Annotated in this window: 15 protein-coding genes; 8 read left to right on the top strand and 7 right to left on the bottom strand. The window is 70.0% G+C overall.

Annotated features, from left to right (window positions below; all coding sequences use genetic code 11):
• Window positions 1–11 precede the first annotated feature (11 nt).
• From HDA44_RS38420 to HDA44_RS05445, 4 genes are read left to right on the top strand one after another with little or no spacing between them, the layout of a single operon-like run.
• Window positions 12–1,949 (top strand): outer membrane protein assembly factor BamB family protein, encoded by a 1,938-nt coding sequence (locus HDA44_RS38420; RefSeq protein ID WP_184831873.1) that lies wholly within the window; start codon window positions 12–14, stop codon window positions 1,947–1,949.
• 13 nt (window positions 1,950–1,962) lie between these two features.
• Entirely contained in the window at window positions 1,963–3,189 is a 1,227-nt protein-coding gene (locus HDA44_RS05455) for a DegT/DnrJ/EryC1/StrS family aminotransferase (RefSeq protein WP_184831872.1), read from the top strand.
• Window positions 3,186–3,914, top strand: a complete 729-nt coding sequence (locus tag HDA44_RS05450; protein WP_184831870.1) for an amidohydrolase family protein — start codon at window positions 3,186–3,188, stop codon at window positions 3,912–3,914. The genes HDA44_RS05455 and HDA44_RS05450 overlap by 4 nt, the downstream gene beginning before the upstream one ends.
• Window positions 3,908–4,639 (top strand): amidohydrolase family protein, encoded by a 732-nt coding sequence (locus HDA44_RS05445; protein ID WP_184831867.1) that lies wholly within the window; start codon window positions 3,908–3,910, stop codon window positions 4,637–4,639. The genes HDA44_RS05450 and HDA44_RS05445 overlap by 7 nt, the downstream gene beginning before the upstream one ends.
• Before the next feature lie 3 nt (window positions 4,640–4,642).
• Here the strand turns inward: HDA44_RS05445 and HDA44_RS05440 are convergent, their stop codons facing one another.
• From HDA44_RS05440 to HDA44_RS05425, 4 genes are all read right to left on the bottom strand, one after another.
• The gene (locus HDA44_RS05440) at window positions 4,643–5,164 is read right to left on the bottom strand and encodes a GNAT family N-acetyltransferase (protein ID WP_184831865.1); all 522 of its coding nucleotides are present in this window, start codon (window positions 5,162–5,164) and stop codon (window positions 4,643–4,645) included.
• Window positions 5,165–5,185: 21 nt separating this feature from the next.
• Window positions 5,186–5,557, bottom strand: a complete 372-nt coding sequence (locus HDA44_RS05435; RefSeq protein ID WP_184831863.1) for a hypothetical protein — start codon at window positions 5,555–5,557, stop codon at window positions 5,186–5,188.
• A gap of 77 nt (window positions 5,558–5,634) precedes the next feature.
• Window positions 5,635–6,291: a CPBP family intramembrane glutamic endopeptidase gene (locus tag HDA44_RS05430; RefSeq protein ID WP_319042266.1), complete on the bottom strand. Its 657-nt coding sequence runs from the start codon at window positions 6,289–6,291 to the stop codon at window positions 5,635–5,637.
• 165 nt (window positions 6,292–6,456) lie between these two features.
• A complete protein-coding gene (locus HDA44_RS05425; protein ID WP_184831859.1) occupies window positions 6,457–7,041 on the bottom strand; it encodes a TetR/AcrR family transcriptional regulator in 585 nt (194 codons plus the stop codon).
• Window positions 7,042–7,087: 46 nt separating this feature from the next.
• Here HDA44_RS05425 and HDA44_RS05420 point away from each other — a divergent pair, with 46 nt between their 5' ends.
• The gene (locus tag HDA44_RS05420) at window positions 7,088–9,505 is read left to right on the top strand and encodes a beta-glucosidase (protein ID WP_184831857.1); all 2,418 of its coding nucleotides are present in this window, start codon (window positions 7,088–7,090) and stop codon (window positions 9,503–9,505) included.
• 18 nt (window positions 9,506–9,523) lie between these two features.
• Here HDA44_RS05420 and HDA44_RS05415 read toward each other — a convergent pair whose 3' ends face one another.
• The gene (locus HDA44_RS05415) at window positions 9,524–10,495 is read right to left on the bottom strand and encodes an ArsR/SmtB family transcription factor (RefSeq protein WP_184831855.1); all 972 of its coding nucleotides are present in this window, start codon (window positions 10,493–10,495) and stop codon (window positions 9,524–9,526) included.
• Between the two features lie 59 nt (window positions 10,496–10,554).
• Here HDA44_RS05415 and HDA44_RS05410 point away from each other — a divergent pair, with 59 nt between their 5' ends.
• The 3 genes from HDA44_RS05410 to HDA44_RS05400 are packed head-to-tail and all read left to right on the top strand — an operon-like array spanning window position 10,555 to window position 13,209.
• A complete protein-coding gene (locus tag HDA44_RS05410) occupies window positions 10,555–11,802 on the top strand; it encodes an MFS transporter (RefSeq protein ID WP_184831853.1) in 1,248 nt (415 codons plus the stop codon).
• Window positions 11,741–12,556 carry an ABC transporter ATP-binding protein gene (locus HDA44_RS05405; RefSeq protein WP_202887181.1) on the top strand — a complete coding sequence of 272 codons (816 nt, stop codon included), beginning with the start codon at window positions 11,741–11,743 and terminating at the stop codon, window positions 12,554–12,556. Before HDA44_RS05410 ends, HDA44_RS05405 begins: the two co-directional genes overlap by 62 nt.
• Window positions 12,553–13,209: a hypothetical protein gene (locus tag HDA44_RS05400; RefSeq protein ID WP_184831851.1), complete on the top strand. Its 657-nt coding sequence runs from the start codon at window positions 12,553–12,555 to the stop codon at window positions 13,207–13,209. The genes HDA44_RS05405 and HDA44_RS05400 overlap by 4 nt, the downstream gene beginning before the upstream one ends.
• Here HDA44_RS05400 and HDA44_RS05395 read toward each other — a convergent pair.
• Complete coding sequence (locus HDA44_RS05395) at window positions 13,206–14,246, bottom strand: LacI family DNA-binding transcriptional regulator (RefSeq protein WP_184831849.1); 1,041 nt, start codon at window positions 14,244–14,246, stop codon at window positions 13,206–13,208. The two genes, HDA44_RS05400 and HDA44_RS05395, sit on opposite strands and share 4 nt — an antisense overlap.
• Before the next feature lie 4 nt (window positions 14,247–14,250).
• Complete coding sequence (locus tag HDA44_RS05390; protein ID WP_337905650.1) at window positions 14,251–16,632, bottom strand: glycoside hydrolase family 3 N-terminal domain-containing protein; 2,382 nt, start codon at window positions 16,630–16,632, stop codon at window positions 14,251–14,253.
• Window positions 16,633–16,832 lie beyond the last annotated feature (200 nt).

The following is a 16,832-nucleotide window of genomic DNA, read 5'->3' as shown; positions in this document are numbered from 1 at the left end:
CGGGAGGCCTTGTGGACAAGCGATTCGCACGACGACTGATCACCGCCTTGCTCGGACTCACCCTCGCCGTGAGCGTTTCGGCCCCGGCCGGCGCCTCGATTCCGGCCACGACCGAAACTCCCGTGGTCACCAGCCTCGGGCCGGCGTCCGCCGTCACTTCGACCAGCGTCGCCGAGCAGGTCGGCGACCGGATCTGGACCATCACCTCCGGCGTCTCGCCGGTCCAGGTCGGCGCCTTCGACCCGGTCGCCAAGACCGTCGACCGCAAACTCTCGCTGCCCACCGGCGCCGGCGCGTGGGCGATGACGCACATCGGCACGGACCTCTACATCGGCCTGTACACGCCCGGCGATGTCTACAAGGTCGACACCACCACCGGCACCGCCACGAAGGTCGCGCGGTTCGGCTCGTTCATCTGGTCGATCGCCGCCACGCCCGACGGCAAGATCGTCGCCGGCACCTATCCGGACGGCGCCGTGCACGAGTACGACCCCGCGACCGGCGCGACCCGCGCGTACGGCGCAGCGGTCGCCGGTGAGCAGTACGTCCGCAGCATCGCCGCCGACGCGACCACGATCTACGCGGGCGTCGGCACCAAGGCGCACCTGATCGCGATCGACCGCGCCACCGGCGAACGCCGTGACGTGCTGCCCGCGAAGTACGCCGACCGGACGTTCGTCGCCACTCTCGCGCTGGACGGGACGAGGCTCGCCGCGAGCCTCTCCCCCACCGGCACGATGCTCGTGTACGACACCCGCGACCTGAGCAATCCGGTCGAGGTGCAGACGCCGGGCGGCGATCAGTACATCACCGCGATCACCTTCGCCGGAGCCGACCTCTATCTCGGTACGCGCCCGTCCGGGTCGCTGTTCCGGTACCGCGACAACACGCTGACGCGGCTCGGTTCGCCGTACGACGGGGCGTACTTCAACCGGATCTTCGTCGACGGCGCGACGATCCGCGCCGAACTCACCAGCCAGGTCGTCGACTTCGATCAGGCGACCGGCACCTTCACCGGCACCGATCTCGGCCAGGCCGGACTGCCGCCCGCGCCGGAGCAGGCGATGGCGATCGCGGCCACCTCGACGTCCGTACTGGTCACCGGCAAGGCCGGTATCCAGGTCCACGACCTCGCGACCGGCGCCAGCACCCGCGCGTTCCTGCCCGGCGAGGCCAAGACCCTCACGCCGGTCGGTCGCAGCGTCTACCTCGGTGTGTACACGCTGGCCCGGCTGTGGCAGATGAAACCGGACGGCTCGGACCTGCACGAGCTCGGTCAGATCGGCAACGAACAGACCCGCCCGACCGACGAGGCGTACGACGCGCGCTCGCGGACGTGGCTGATCTCGACCGAGCCGGACTACGGCAAGTTCGACGGCACTCTGGTCGAGCAGCACCTGGACACGGGACAGCGCGAGGTGCACCGCGGCGTCGTACCGCATCAGTCCGTCCGCTCGGTCGCCACCGGCGACGGGATCGCGTACCTCGGCGGCGCGACCCGGAACAGCCTCGGCACCGACCCGATCTTGCCGGCGGCAACCATCGTCGCGTTCGACCTGCGCCGGAACAAGACGCTCTGGGAGACCACGCCGCTGACGAAAGCGCAGAGCTACAGCGACGTCGTCCTGTACCGCGGCCGCCTGTACGCGACCACCGACGACGGCCGGCTCGTCGTACTCGACCCGCGCACCGGCAAGGTCGTGACCAGCACGACCATCGGGACCAGTCAGAGCCGTCTCGTGATCGCCCGCGCCGGCTTGTACGGCACCGACAGCCGGCGGGTCTTCAAGCTCACGCCCGCGCGCACCGGCGCCCCGACGGTCACTACTGTGGTCGAGGGACTCGGCGCGCAGATCTACAGCTACCCGCTGATCACCGCATCGCACACCGGCGACGCGCTGTACACGATCAAGGGCCGCGACCTGGTCCGGATCACGAAGCTGCCCTGAAGGGATTGCCGGAATGGACAACAGTCAGCTCGCCAAGGACGGTGGCCCGCCGGTCCGGACCGATCCGCTGCCGTCGGTGATGGATGCCAGCGGCCGGCGGTTCGGCGACGACGAGATCAAGGCGGTCGAGCGGGTGCTCCGCAGCGGCATGCTGTCGGCGACCTGGGGTACCGAGGTGCCCGCGCTGGAGCTGGAGTTCGCGAGCCTGCTCGGCGCCGGGTACGCGGTCGCGTGCAGCTCCGGTACGGCCGCACTGCACTTGGCCGTGGCCGCGGTGAACCCGGAGCCAGGCGACGAGATCATCACCACGCCGATCAGCGACATGGGTACCGTCTTCCCGATCCTGATGCAGAACGCGGTGCCGGTGTTCGCGGACGTCGATCCGATCACCGGCAACCTCACACCGGAGACGGTCGCGGCGGCGATCACGCCGCGGACAAAGGCCGTCATCGTCGTACACCTCTTCGGCAAGCCGGCCGCGGTACGGGAGCTGCGTGCGCTGTGTGACGAGCACGGCATTCTGCTGATCGAGGACTGTGCCCAGGCGTACCTCGCGCCCGTCGGCGACACGTACGTCGGGCGGATCGGGCACATCGGTTGCTTCAGCCTGCAACAGACCAAGCACATCAGCGCCGGTGACGGCGGACTCACGGTCACGGACGACGCCCAGCACGCCCGGCGGATGCGGTTGTTCGCCGACAAAGGCTGGCCGCGCGACACCGATGAGCGTACGTACCTGTTCCTCGCGCTGAACTACCGGATGACCGAGCTGGTCGCGTCCGTCACGCGCGCCCAACTGAACCGCGTCCGCGGCGTGGTGCAGGACCGGCGCGCCGCCGCGCTACGGGCGACGGCCGCGATCGCGGACCTGGCCGGCGTGACCGCGCCGCCGGACGGGCACGATCACGTGTACTGGCAGTACCCGCTGATCATTTCCGAAGCGGCCGGGGACATGCGCGAGTGGGCCGCCGCGCTCACCGCCGAGGGCATTCCGGCGAACGGTGGCTACCTGACCAGCCCGCTGTACGCCGCGCCGGCCGTCCGGGAGCGCGTCACGTACGGCAAGTCCGGGTTCCCGCTGCGCGACGTGTCGTACCCGCCTGGTCTCTGCCCGAACGCCGAGGAACTGATCGACAACCGTCTCCTCGTCCTGCCCTGGAACGAGAACTACTCCGATCGCGATGTCGACGACATCGTCACCGCGATCCGGAAGGTCCACCGCGCTTTGGAGGCGTCATGAGTACGGAGCCGGTGCTGCTCGACTGCGACATTCTGGTCGGGCACGACGTGACGACCGGGCGCTGGGGTGAACCGGAGCGGGTGCGGGAGGTGTTCGCCGCGGGCGGGATCTCCGGCGGGGTCGTGTCGGCGCTGCGGGCGGTGCACTTCGACGTACCGTCCGGGAACGACGAAGCCGCGAAAGTTGCTGAAGGCAACGGGTGGACCGCGTGCCCGGTGCTCGACCTGCGTGACCCGCTCGGCGCGGAGAAGGAGCTGGAGCGGCAAATGGCGAGCGACGCCCCGCCGCGCGCCGTCCGGCTGGCGCCGACCGCGCAGCACGTGGAGCCGGTCTACCCGGCGTTCGGTCACGTCGTGCGACTCCTGGTCGATGCCGGGCTGACGATCTTCACCGAGGGTGACGTCCGCACGATCGGGCCCGCGCTGCGCGATCTCGGGGCGCGGGTGGTGTTCCTGGACACGCACTTCTACTACCTCGGCGACTTCGTCGTGATGGCGCGATCCGAGCCCGGGTTCCACACCTCCACCCGGATGCTCACCGGCCCGGACTCACTGGAGATCGTCGCCGCCGAGGTCGGCGCCGAGCGACTCGTCCTCGGGTGCCGGACGCCGTTCCACGAGACCCGCTCGGTGCTCCGCCGGTTGCTGTCCGCCAAGCTCAGCCCGGACGAGATCGCCCAGGCCGGCAGCCGCAGTCTCACCACTCTCCTGGAGCCGTCATGCTGATCGACGTCCACGCCCACTGGGGCCCGTGGTTCTTCTCGATGGACGTCGCGAGCATCGGCGTCAACCGCGACGGGATGGACCGGTTCGGGATCGACCTCCAGCTCGTCTCCGCGATCGAGGCCATCGTGTACGACGCGCCGGCCGGCAACCGCTCGCTCGCCGAGCAACTGCCCGCGGACCCACGGCTGCGCGGCATGCTCGTCGTCGACCCGCGCCGGCTGGACGCGGCCCGCGCCGACCTCGACGAACTGCTCGCGGGCGAGGGCCGGAGCCGGTGGGTCGGCGCGAAGATCCACAGTGAGTACAGCCGGACGCCGATCAGTACGCCGGCCATGCAAGCGGCGATCGAGCTGACCACGGAATACGGTCTGCCCACGCTCGTACACACCTGGGGTGACACCGTCGTCGACCTTGCCGACGTGGCGGCGCGGGTGCCGGGAGCGCGGGTGCTGGCCGGTCACATGGGCGCGTCGGGGTGGCCGCGCGTACCGGAGGCGGCGGACCGGTCGGACCGGATCTGGTTCGAACCGTGCTGGTCCGCGCCGGAGGCGAACCGGATTCGCTGGGTGCTCGATCGGATCGGGCCGGACCGGTTGATGTTCGGCACCGACGCGACGCTGATCGATCCCTCGGTCGCGCTCGGAGCGTTCGAGGCCGCGGAGCTGACCCCGGCGGAGCACGAGGCGATCATGCACCTCAATGCGCAGGCACTCTTCGGGATCTGAGGGTCAGGTGGTGGTGAAGACGACGATGTCGTGTTCGGGGCCGCGGACCTCGGGCTCGTGCCAGCCGAGGTGGCGGTAGAACGCGAGCGCGTCGTGGTTCTGGTTCCACGCCAGCAGCCAGGCGCGGGACCGGTCGCGGGTGGCGGTTTCGAGCAGCCGGCGGGCCAGCCCGGTGCCGCGGGCCGGCGGGAGTACGCCGAGTTCGTCCACCTCGAACGCACCGATCAGGAGCTCCTCGACCTGTTCCGGGCCGATCCGGTCGAGCACGCTGCCGTACGCCCGGTCGGTGCGGAACGGCGCGGGCGTCGTCCATCCGGTCAGGAACCCGGCGATCTGCCCGTCGTCCGAGCGTTCGACCCAGGCCTGGAAACCGTCCCGCGCGGCATCGGTTTCCAGTCGGGTACGGAACGCGGCGCCGGTTTGCGCGCGATCACGATGCTCGAACGGCGGGCCGGTGAACACCTCCACGTACGCCGTGGTCAGCTCGTCGGCGATGTCCAGGATGTCCCGCCCATACGTACGCACCGCTCCACCCTAGCGGCCGGGTCAGTTGGTCCGGGCGGATGCCGATTCCAGGTTGTCCGCCGCGTCCGTGGGCTCGTCCGGCGTGCTGTCCGCCGCGGATTGCGCGGGCGCCGGGGCGGTGCCGGCGGTCGGTGGGGCGGGCATGGCGGCGATCGTTTCCAGCTCGCTCCGGAACTGCGGCAGCATCCAGCGCAGCGGCTGGTCGAGTACGCGGGTGATGGTCGCCTCGTCGACCCGGAGCAGGCCACCGATCCGGGCCAGGGCGTCCGGCTCGTCGGTGGCGGCGTACAGCAGATGGACCACCTCGTGCCGATGCGCGAACACGGCCAGCGCGGCGGCGGCCAGCCCGGCATCGATTTCTGGCGGATTCGTGATTTCCCCGTTGACTGTCACGACACCCTCAACCCGTTCCGGGGCCGATCGGTTACGTGTCAGTCGTCTCAGGATGTAAACACTTTCTCAGGAAGTTCTCAGCCCGGCAGCCAGGAAACCTTCCCGAGCAGGTACGTGGCGCCGATCAGCGCGCCGATGTCGATCAGCGTGTGCGCGACCACCAGCGGCATGATCCGGCCCCAGCGGCGGTACAGGTAGGTGAAGATCACGCCCATGATCACGTTGCCGAAGAAGCCGCCGAGACCCTGGTAGAGGTGGTACGAACCGCGTACCAGGGCGCTCGTCGCGGTGGCCTGGCGGACCGACCAGCCGAGCTGGTCCAGGCGGTGGTTCAGGTAGCCGAGGACGATGACTTCTTCGAGGATCGCGTTCTGCGCCGAGACCAGGACCAGGATCGGGATCCGCCACCAGTAGTCGGGGAGCTGGGACGGGTCGACGGTCAGGTTCGTACCGGTCGCGTGGGCGCCGAGATAGAACAGCAGTCCGGCGCCGCCGATCACGGCCGCGATCCCCGTGCCGCGCCCGAGGTCCCGCAGCCGGTCCCTCAGGTCGAACCCGATGCTCCGGAAGGACTCCTGCCCGCGGACCAGAAAATGCCCGACCAGCGCGACCGGCACCAGCGCCGTCACCACCGCGAACAACTGCCACGCCAGATCCAGCCAGGGCCGCCCCGGCGCCCGGGACCCGACGATCACGGCCGTCTGCCCGCTGATCGGCTTGGAGGAGGTCAGCACCCCAGTAAACGAGATAACCGCGGCAACCCCTGAAGCCCCCAAAGACAGAGCAAACACCAACCAAACTTCCCGACCGAGCGCCCGCGAGGCGGCGCCGTCCAGCGGAGCAGGCGGCGGCACCGAACCACCCGCTGCGGTGGGTGGTTCAGCAGGAGTGCTCATGGGTCAACTATTGCGCGGTGGGGTGGTCAGGAGGGTTAGGAGGTGGTCGAAGAGGTCGCCTGGGTTGGTGGTGAGGTTGTACTGGGACTGGATCTGGAGGCCGTCGGAGACGGCTATCAGGAGGGTGGCGATGGCATCGGGGTCGGCGGTCGGGGTGAAGGTGCCGGCGGCCTGCCGGGCGCGTACGGCGTCGGCGAGCGCGGCGCGCAGGTGCGCGTAGCGGTCGACGAAGAAGTCGTGCGCGTGATGCTCGGGGTCACCGGCCTCGGCGGAGAACGTGGAGTACAGCTGGACCAGCCCAGGCACCGTCCGGTTGTGCCGGATCACCACCGCCAGCCCCTCGATCGAATCGTCGACGTCGAACCGCTCCAGGTCGGCCTCGTCCCGCGCCCGGAGCACCGCCTCGAACAGCTTCTCCTTGGACCCGAAGTAGTGCAGCATCCCGGCCTCGCTCAGCCCGGCCGCCGCGGCCAGCTCGCGCGTCGACGTCTTCCGGTACCCGTGCCGCGCGATCACCGCCAGCACCGCCCGCAGCAGTTCGGCGCGCTTCGCGACCCCCTTCGCGTACGGACCCCGGGAACTCGTCATATCCAAAACCTAGCATCACTCGGTTTTCGGTCGTACAGTTTTCGGCATGAACGCCGTGACGGATTTCGACGACCTGCTCGGCCGGCTCTCCCTGGCGGAGAAGGTCCGGGTTCTGACCGGCCAGGACTTCTGGTCGACCCACCCGCTGCCGTCGATCGGGCTGCGCTCGATGGTGCTGTCGGACGGGCCGAGCGGTGTCCGCGGCGCGGTCTGGGACGAGCGCGACCCGTCGCTCAACCTCCCGTCCGCGACCGCGCTGTCGTCCTCCTGGGACCTCGCCGTCGCGCACCGGTACGGCGTGGTGTCCGCGCGGGAGGCCCGCCGGAAGAACGTCGACGTCGTGCTCGGCCCGACCATCAACCTGCATCGCTCCCCGCTCGGCGGCCGGCACTTCGAGGCATTCAGCGAGGACCCAATCCTGACCGCCGGCCTCGCCGCCGCGTACGTGGCCGGTGTCCAGGAGCTCGGCGTCGGCGCCACCCCGAAGCACTACGTGGCGAACGATTTCGAGACCGACCGCTTCACCGCGAACGTGGTGGTCGACGAGCGCACGCTCCGCGAGGTGTACCTGCTCGCGTTCGAGCAGGCGGTCACCGAGTCGAAGGCCTGGCTGGTGATGAGCGCGTACAACTCGGTCAACGGCGCGACCGCCTCCGAGAACGACCTGCTGGAGACCCCGCTGAACACCGATTGGGGTTTCGACGGGGTCGTGGTGAGCGACTGGACCGCGGTCCGCAGCGTCGAGAGCGCCAAGTACTCGCAGGATCTCGCGATGCCCGGCCCGATCGGCGCCTGGGGCGACGCGCTGGTCGAGGCGGTCCGCGCCGGTGAGGTGAAGGAGGAGGCGATCGACCGCAAGGTCCGCCGCATCCTCGCGCTCGCCGCCCGCGTCGGCGCCCTCGAAGGGTACGAAAAGCCGCCCACCCAGCAGGTCGACGGCATCGCGTTCGCGCGTACGGCTGCCGCCGAAGGCACCGTCCTGGTCCGCAACGAGAACGAGCTGCCCTGGCAGGCCGCCGCCCTGCAGCGGGTCGCGGTCATCGGGCACAACGCCCGCGACGCCCGTACCCAAGGCGGCGGCAGCGCGACCGTCGTCCCGAAATCGGTCGTGTCGCCGCTCGACGGCATCCGCGCCGCGCTGCCGAACGCGGAGGTCACCTATTCGCTCGGCGCGGTGGTCCAGCAGGGCGTCGCCGAGCTTCCTCTCAGCACGATGACCAACCCGGCGTCCGGCGAGCCCGGCGCCCGCGTACGCTTCCTCGCCGCCGACGGCACCGAGCTGTTCGCCGAGGACCGCTTCGCGAGCGCCCTGGTCTACCTCGGCACGAGCGCGCCGACCGGCGAGACCGCCGTGCTGGAGTTCCACACCACCTGGACGCCGGCCGAGTCGGGCGCCGTCCAGCTCGGGTTCGCGTCGGTCGGCCGGGGCCGGATCTTCGCCGACGGCGAGTTGCTCCGCGAGGACGTCGCGGTCCCGGTCGGTACGGACCTGGGCGCCGCGCTGCTGTCCCCGCCGTCGATCGCCGCTCCGCTGACCGTCACCGCCGGGCAGCCGATCGACGTCCGGATTCAGCTCGAGCCGCCGAAAGCCGAGGGCGGTCTGGGTGGCGTCGTCGGCCTCACGGTCGGGGTCGAGCCCGCCGACGACGATCCACAGACCCTGATCGACGAGGCGGTCGCGGCCGCCCGGGCCGCCGACGTGGCAGTGGTTGTCGTCGGCACCAACTCGAGGGTCGAGTCCGAAGGCTACGACCGCACTTCGCTCGCGCTGCCCGGCCGTCAGGACGAGCTCGTCCGCGCTGTCGCCGCCGCCAATCCGCGTACGGTCGTCGTGGTGAACGCCGGCTCGCCGGTGCTGCTCCCCTGGCGTGACGACGTCCAGGCCGTCCTCGCGACGTACTTCGGCGGCCAGGAGTACGGCAACGCGCTCGCCGACGTACTGCTAGGAAGGACCGAACCAGGCGGCCGCCTGCCGACCACCTGGCCGCGCGACGAGGCCGACGTGCCGGTCATCGACGTCACCCCGAAGGACGGTGTCGTCCGGTACGACGAGGGCGTACACATCGGCTACCGCGCTTGGCTGAAAGCCGGCACCGAACCGGCGTACGAGTTCGGCCACGGTCTCGGGTACACGACGTGGGAGCTGTCCGACCTGCGCGCCAACGATCCGTCGTCGGTCGCACTGACCGTCCGCAACACCGGCGAGCGGGCCGGAAAGCACGTCGTCCAGGTGTACGCCGAACGCTCCGAAACCGCGATCGACCGGCCGGTGCGCTGGCTCGCCGGGTTCGCCGTCGTCCGCCTGGACGCCGGTCAGGCCCGCGAGATCACGGTCAACCTGCACCAGCGCACCTTCGAACACTGGGACAGCACGGGCTGGGCAACCGAGCCCGGTGCCTTCACGATCCGAGCCGGCTCGTCGGTTTCGGACCTGCCGCTCTCCACGGAGCTGCAGGTTCGTTAGCTGCCCGGCCGCACGAGCTCAACGGGGCTCGGGGCGGTTCGACGCCGGTCGTCGCGTCACGCGGCGGCCGGTGTCGGATTGCCAGTACAGGACGGACCGGCCGGAGCGACGCCGTTCCAGCAGACCGGCGTCGGTGAGTACCCGCAGGTGGTCGGAGACCGTGGCGAGCGACAGGCCAGTGGTTGCCACCAGCAACGTTGTACTGACCGGCTGGGCGGCCGCGACCAGAATGTGCGCCCGGTTCCGGCCGAGCAGTTGCACCAAGGGCTCGTCCGGGGTCGCGGTGGTCGCGAAGATGCCGGTCACCGGGTACGCCAACGCGAACCGGTCCGGCAGGCGCCAGCTCACGTTCACCCGCTGGGTGTGCGCGGCCAGGAACAGTAGGTCTGCCCCACGAACATCGGTCACCGGATAGTCCCAGCGGTTGACCTGAATCCGGCCGTCGCCCAGCCAACGCACGTCCTGGCCGAGCCCGTTGAGTACGCCCGACCAGCCGTGTTCGCTGAGCCGCGAAGTGCGCGACACGATGTCCGCCTGCAGCAGCCGGACGCGCCGCGGCCACTCCGGCTCGACCGTCGCGCGCCAGATCCACCGCAGCAGGTCAGCCGCCTCCGCCGCCAGTCCATCGGTCTCGACCAGCACGGTCCGCAACGGCGTACGCACCACGCTGAGGTCGGCGCGGATCTGATCGTCGGACAGCGCCAGCATCAGTTCGAGCTCGTCCTCGAGGGTGAGGTCCGGTCCGAGCGGCGGCACGGTCAGGAAGTCGGCCGCCCAGCTCGTACCGAAGGCGTTGTCGACGAGCGCCGCCCACACCGGATGCGCCGCGAGTTGCTCCCGGTACGCCGCCACGTGCGCGTCCCGCCACGGCCGGTACCAAGGCTCGACCGGAGCACGCAGCAGCTTCAGCGCCGCCACGGTCTCGGTGAGCTGGGACGTGCCGAACCGGGCGTTCGCCAGGGTGTCGGCATCGACCAGGAATTCGGACAACGTTTCGCCTCCAGCCGAAACTGTAGGCGGTACCGGCCCGTCCGTCGATGCTCCTCGGCATGAGCACCTACCGGGCGATCTTCGCCAACCGCGAGTTCCGCAACCTGTGGGTCAGCAGCGCGCTCGGGAACGCGTCCGCGACCATGATCAGCCTGACGCTGGCGATCGTGGTCGACGCCGCGACCGGGTCCGCGCTGCTCGCGGCGGCGATCATGTTCGGCCCGTCGCTGGCCCAGGTGCTGGGGATCTCGACGCTGATGTCGGCGGCCGACACCGCCCGGCCACGCCGGATTCTCATCCTGCTCGCGACCCTGACGGCGGTCGAGGTCGGCGTCCAGGCCGCCTTCGACCTGTCTCCCGTGGTCCGTCTCGGGCTGGCGCTCGCCCTCGCGTACGGCCTGTCGATCGGCGCCGGCGTCCGCTGGGGACTGCTCGGCGAGGTGCTCGGGACCGATCAGTTCGTCCTCGGCCGGTCCGCGATGAACTTGTCGGTCGGCGCCATGCAGATTGCCGGCTTCGGCATCGCCGGCATCCTGCTGCAGGCCGTCAGCGCCTCGACCGTGCTCTGGATCGCGACCGGTTTCGCCGCTGTCTCCGTGCCGGTGATCCGCTTCGGCCTGCGCGATCGCGCGCCACGCCGGGTCGCGCGTACCAGCCTGGCCGAAACCTGGCGGGCCAACCGCTTTCTGCTCGCCCAGCGGCGTACGCGGCCGCTCTTGCTGGCGCTGGCACTTCCGAACGGACTGATCGTCGGCTGCGAAGCGCTCTTCGTCCCGTACGCCGGTTCGCGCGCGGGCTGGCTGCTCGCGGCCGGTGCGGCCGGAATGATGACCGGTGATCTCGTCGTCGGCCGGTTCCTGACCCACGAAGGCCGCCGGATCGCCGGGCAGGCGCTTCGCTTTCTCCTCGCGGTCCCGTTCCTCGGGTTCGCGTTCGACCTGCCGATCGCGGTGCTCTGCGTACTGGTCGCGATCGGCAGCAGCGGGTACTCGGCATCGCTCGCGCAGCAGGAGGTACTGGTCGATCTCACGCCGCCCGATCTGCACGGGCAGGTGCTCGGCCTGGAAGGAGCGTTGCGTACGACCACGTTCGGCGTGGTCGCGATCCTGGCCGGTGCGCTGGCCGATCTGACCGCGACCGCACCGGCGATCGTGGTCTTCGCCGCCGCGTCGCTGCTGACGTCGATCATCCTGACCCGGCCACTCCACCGGGTGATGCGGCCCAGCGGCTGGATAGGCTCACCGCATGACGATGGTCGGCCTGCGGAAGGTCTCCAAACGGTTCGGGCGACGGGAGATCCTGACTGACGTCGACCTGCAGGTGAACGCGGGTGAGCTGCTCGCCCTGGTCGGGTCGAACGGCTCCGGGAAGTCCACGGTGCTCCGCCTGATGGTCGGCTTGTCGCGGCCGACGGCGGGTACGGTCGAGCGAAACGCCCGCGTGGTCAGCTACGTACCCGATGTCTTCGCCTCGCACGATCGGCTGTCAGCTTCCTCGTACCTGCAGCACCTCGGCCGGATCCGCGGGCTCAGTACGACGACGGCGCGGACCCGCGCGCACGAGCTGCTCGACCGCCTCGCGCTCGCGGGCGGCGCGGACACGCCGATGCGCAAGCTGTCGAAAGGCAACGCCCAGAAGGTCGCCGTCGCGCAGGCCCTGCTCGCGCCGCCCGAGCTGCTCGTCCTGGATGAGCCGTGGTCCGGCCTGGATGCGACTGCCCACGGCACCCTGCGCGAACTGCTGACCGAGACCGCTGAGCAGGGCGCGGCGGTTGCCTTCACCGAGCACGCGACCGAGGCCGTCCGCTCCACCGCCACCCGAGTCTGCGAGCTCAAACGCGGCCGGTTGGTGCCGGTCAGCAGCACGCCCGCGCTCACCGAGCTCGTCCTCAGACCCGGCGCCGCGATCGACTGGGCGCGTCATCCCGACGTCCTGGAGGTACGGCCGGCCGACGCCGGCGTGACCGTGATGATCCCGACCGGGCGTCACGACGCCGCCCTGCTGACCGCCCTCAACCACGGTTGGTCCGTCGTCACCGTACGGCAGGTGAAGCCCGAATGAGCGCCTTCTACCGGTACCTGTTCACCAGCGCGCTGCTCTCCCAGCGGTACTTGCCACCGACCCTGATCTTCCTGGCCGCGATGGCAGTCGGTACGACCTCCGACAACGGGCCGCTCCAGTCGTCGTACGCCTTCTGTGTACTCGCCATGCTGGTCTGCACGACCTGGCTGACCGTTGCCATCGTCAATCATGAGGACCCGACCCAGCGGACGATCACGCTGGTGATGATCGGCAGCTCCTTACGCGTCCTCGCAATCACCGTCGCCGTGGTAGTGACCTGGTGCCTTCCGCTGCTCGTGATCGGTCTTGCCTACCCGATCGTCACCGGCAAGCACGACCTGAGTACGGCCGACCTCGCCGTCGGCGCAGTCGCGCAACTCGGCGCGGCGATGATCGGGATCGCGATCGGGCTGCTCTGTTCACGGCTGGTCATCCCGCGCGTCGGCATCTCGATGCTCACCGCGGCCGCCGCGATTCTCCTCGTACTGCTGGTCCGCTGGATCTCGCCGATCCGGCCGATCATGACCGTACTGTCCAACGAGAGGACAGCAGCCGCCAACGCCGTACCCCTCGCGTTGCTCGCCGCGTTGTCGCTCGCGCTCCTGGTCGCCGCCACCTTCGCGACCAGAGGCCTGTCGGACCGGAAGGACTAGGCCACCGGCGACAGCTTGTGGGGTGCGGCCGAGCCGCGGACGATCAGTGTCGTGGCCAGCTCGACATGATGCGACGCGACCTGCTCCCCCGCCGCCAGCTGCAACGCGGTCCGCAACGCCACCGCGCCCATCTCGCGCAACGGCTGGCGCACCGTGGTCAGCGGCGGCGACGCCAGCCGCGCCACCTCGGTGTCGTCGAACCCGACCAGGCTGAGATCCTCAGGCACCCGCAGCCCGCGCGCCCGGGCCGCTTCCAGTACGCCGAGCGCCACCTCGTCGCTGCCCGCGAAGATCGCGGTCGGCCGATCGGCCAGGTCAAGCATCGATGCCCCACCGGCCAGCCCGTCGGCGTAGAGGAAGTCGCTCAGCCAGACGTACTCCGGCGGCACCTCCGCGCCGACCGATTCCATCGCGCTCCGGAAGCCACTCATCCGGGCCTGGTTGCAGCCGGACGTCGGCTGCCCGCCGACGTACCCGATCCGGCGGTGGCCGAGTGACAGCAGATGCTGCGCGGCGGCCATCCCGCCGGCGAAGTTGGTCGAGCCGACGCTCGTCACGTCCGGCTCCGGGATGTTCGCCGGGTCGATGACCACCAGCGGCAGCCGTGCCCGGGACAACGCGGCCAGGTCCGCGGCGGCGAGCTGGCTCGTCAGCCCGATCGCGGCGCGGCGGCCGTTGCCGATCAGGTCCCGGATCCAGCGCGCCGCGCGACCGCTGCCGGCCATCTGCGGGTGCGGCGGATGCGCGTTCAGTACGACATCAACGCCGGCCGTCTGCCCAGCCTCGACCACGCCTTGGATGACCTGCACCGAGTACGCGTTCAGCACGCCTTGGTAGAACAGCTCGACGGTGTCGCGGTGCGCCGGCTCTGGGCGGCGGCCGACGTACCCGTGCCGTTCCAGCACCTCCTGCACCCGCGCGCGGGTCGCCGCCGAGACGTCGCTGCGCCCGTTCAGCACCTTGGACACCGTGGCGACCGAAACCCCCGCGGACCCGGCCACCGTGGCCAGGGTGACGCGCCCCTTCAACCGCGACATCTCATCACCCTCCGCCCGGGTCCTGAATCGTGACCGGCGTCGTCAGCACCCGGTCGTGTCCCACCACCCTCACATCCCCGATGATCCGCACCGTAGCGCGACACGGCAGGTCCAGCGACGACGTGCCCACCATCACGTCCAGCTCCCCGGGCTCCACGATCCGCCGCAGCTCCGGACCCGTGTACGCGGTGCGATCGGCGTGTACGCGGAACGTCACGTCGGCCGCCTGCCCCGGCGCGAGCGAGACGCGCGCGAACCCGGTCAGCAGCTTCAACGGCCGCGCCACCCGGGCGACCAGATCGCGTACGTACAGCTGCACGACCTCGTCGCCCGCGCGATCACCGGTGTTCCGGACCCGTACCGTCGCGGTGAACTCACCGTCACTCGCGATCTCGTCCGTACTCAACCGCAGCTCGCCGACGGTGAAGGTCGTGTACGAAGCGCCGTACCCGAACGGGTACAACGGCCTGGCCTCGAGTCCGCTGATGCCCGCGCTCTCGACGCTGCCGAGCGCCGGCTGCAGGTACGTGCCAGGCTGACCGCCGACGTGCCGCGGAATCTGCACCGGCAACTTCCCGCTCGGCACGATCCGCCCGCTCAGTACGCCCGCGATCGCCGCCGCGCCCTCCTGGCCCGGAATGAACGCCTGCACCAGCCCGGCCACCCGGTCCGCGAACTCACCCAGCGCGTACGGGCGGCCCGACACGACCACGACCACCACCGGCTTCCCGGTGTCGAGCAGCGCCTGCAGCAACTCGCCCTGTACCCCCGGAAGCCGCAGGTCCTCGGCGTCGCACCCCTCCCCCGACGTGCCGTGACCGAACAGTCCGGACAGATCACCCACGTACGCGACACACACGTCGGCGTGCCGCGCCGCCGCGACCGCCGCCGCGAACCCGGACCGGTCGTCGCCGATCACCTCACATCCCTTGGCCTGAACGATCTCCACGTCCGGAAGTTCGTTGCGCAGGGCATCGATCGGCGAGGTCACCTCGATCCCCAGACCACGCTCGGGATAGCGCGGCAGGACATGGTTGGGGAACGCGTAACAGCCCATCATCGTCCGCGGATCACCCGCGACCGGCCCGACCACGGCAATCTTCGCGGCCAGGCCGACCTCGCGGGCGTTCCCGTTGTCCGCCAGCGGCAGCGCCGAACCGGCGTCGAGCAGCACGACGGACTTCTCGGCGAGCTCGCGTGCGATCGCGCGGTTCGCCGCCGAGTCCAGGTCGACACCGTCCGCGCGCACCTCCGGCGACCAGTCCTCATCGAGCAAACCCAGCTGAACCTTCTGCAACAGCACCCGCCGGACCGCGCGGTCGATCAGCTCCTCGGACAGTTCACCGGACCGCAGCTTGTCCAGCAGGCCCGCGTACCCGATCGTGTCGGGCAGCTCCACGTCCGTCCCGGCGGTCAGCGCCAGTACGCCCGCATCCGCGGTATCCGCGGCGACGCGATGCATCGACGCAAGGAACGGCACCGCCCAGTAGTCGGAGACGACAGTCCCCTCGAATCCCCATTCGTCGCGCAGCACGTCGGTGAACAACCACGGGTCCGCGCTCGCGGGCAGTCCGTCCACATCGGAGTACGAGCTCATCACCGAGGCCGCGCCGGCGGTCGCGATCGCGGTCTCGAAGGTGGGCAGGATGAAGTCCAGCAACTCCCGCTTGCCCATCGACACCGGGCCGTGGTTCCGCCCGGCGCGCGATGCCGAGTACCCGGCGAAGTGTTTCAGGGTCGCCAGTACGCCGGCGCCTTGCAGGCCGCGGACGTACGCCGATCCGAGCATCGCCACCAGGTACGGGTCTTCGCCCATCGTCTCTTCGACGCGGCCCCACCGATAGTCACGGACGACGTCCAGCACCGGCGAGAGTCCTTGGTGTACGCCGGCCGCGGCCAGGTCCCGCCCGATCGCGGCCGCCATCCGCTCGACCAGCTCCGGATCGAACGTCGCACCCCACGCGATCGACGCCGGATAGACCGTCGCGCCGTACGTGGTGAAGCCGGTCAGGCATTCCTCGTGCACCAACGCGGGTACGCCGAGCCGTGATCCCTTCAGCACCACCTCGTGCTGGCGAAGAACCTCCGCGACACCCTGCTCGATCGTCTGCGGGTAACTGCCCCAGACGCGGGTGAGGTGGCCGAGTCCGTCCCGGCCGGCGTCCTCCAGCGACAGCGAACCGCCGGTCGCGAACACGTCCTCCATCGGCGCCACGTTGATGGTTTCGTCCGCGGGCAGCTCGGCGTCCGCCATGTCGTTGCCGGCCCAGCGACTGCCCAGCTGGGCGATCTTCTCCGCGGGAGTCATCGCCGCGAGCAGCAGCGCGACCCGTTCCGCGGCGGGCCGGGCGGGGTCGAGCCAGGGCCGGTCGATCGAGCTGGACACAAGAAATCTCCCTTGATCATCGATCAGCTCCGAGGTGAAGTTTCGAAAACTTTTCGAGACTTTCCGGCCAATCGGAGAAAGCTGTGAATCACCTGCTCCACCAGGGCTTATGTGACCTCACTGTGACCCTGAAGTGCTCTTGATTCAAGTCTTGACAGGGCTATTCACGAAATCTATGTTTCGAAACAAGTCATCATGGC

The organism is Kribbella solani (assembly GCF_014205295.1).
GTDB lineage: Bacteria > Actinomycetota > Actinomycetes > Propionibacteriales > Kribbellaceae > Kribbella > Kribbella solani.
The sequence above is the reverse complement of the archived record's forward strand: the minus strand, read 5'-3'. Positions and strand labels throughout refer to the sequence as shown.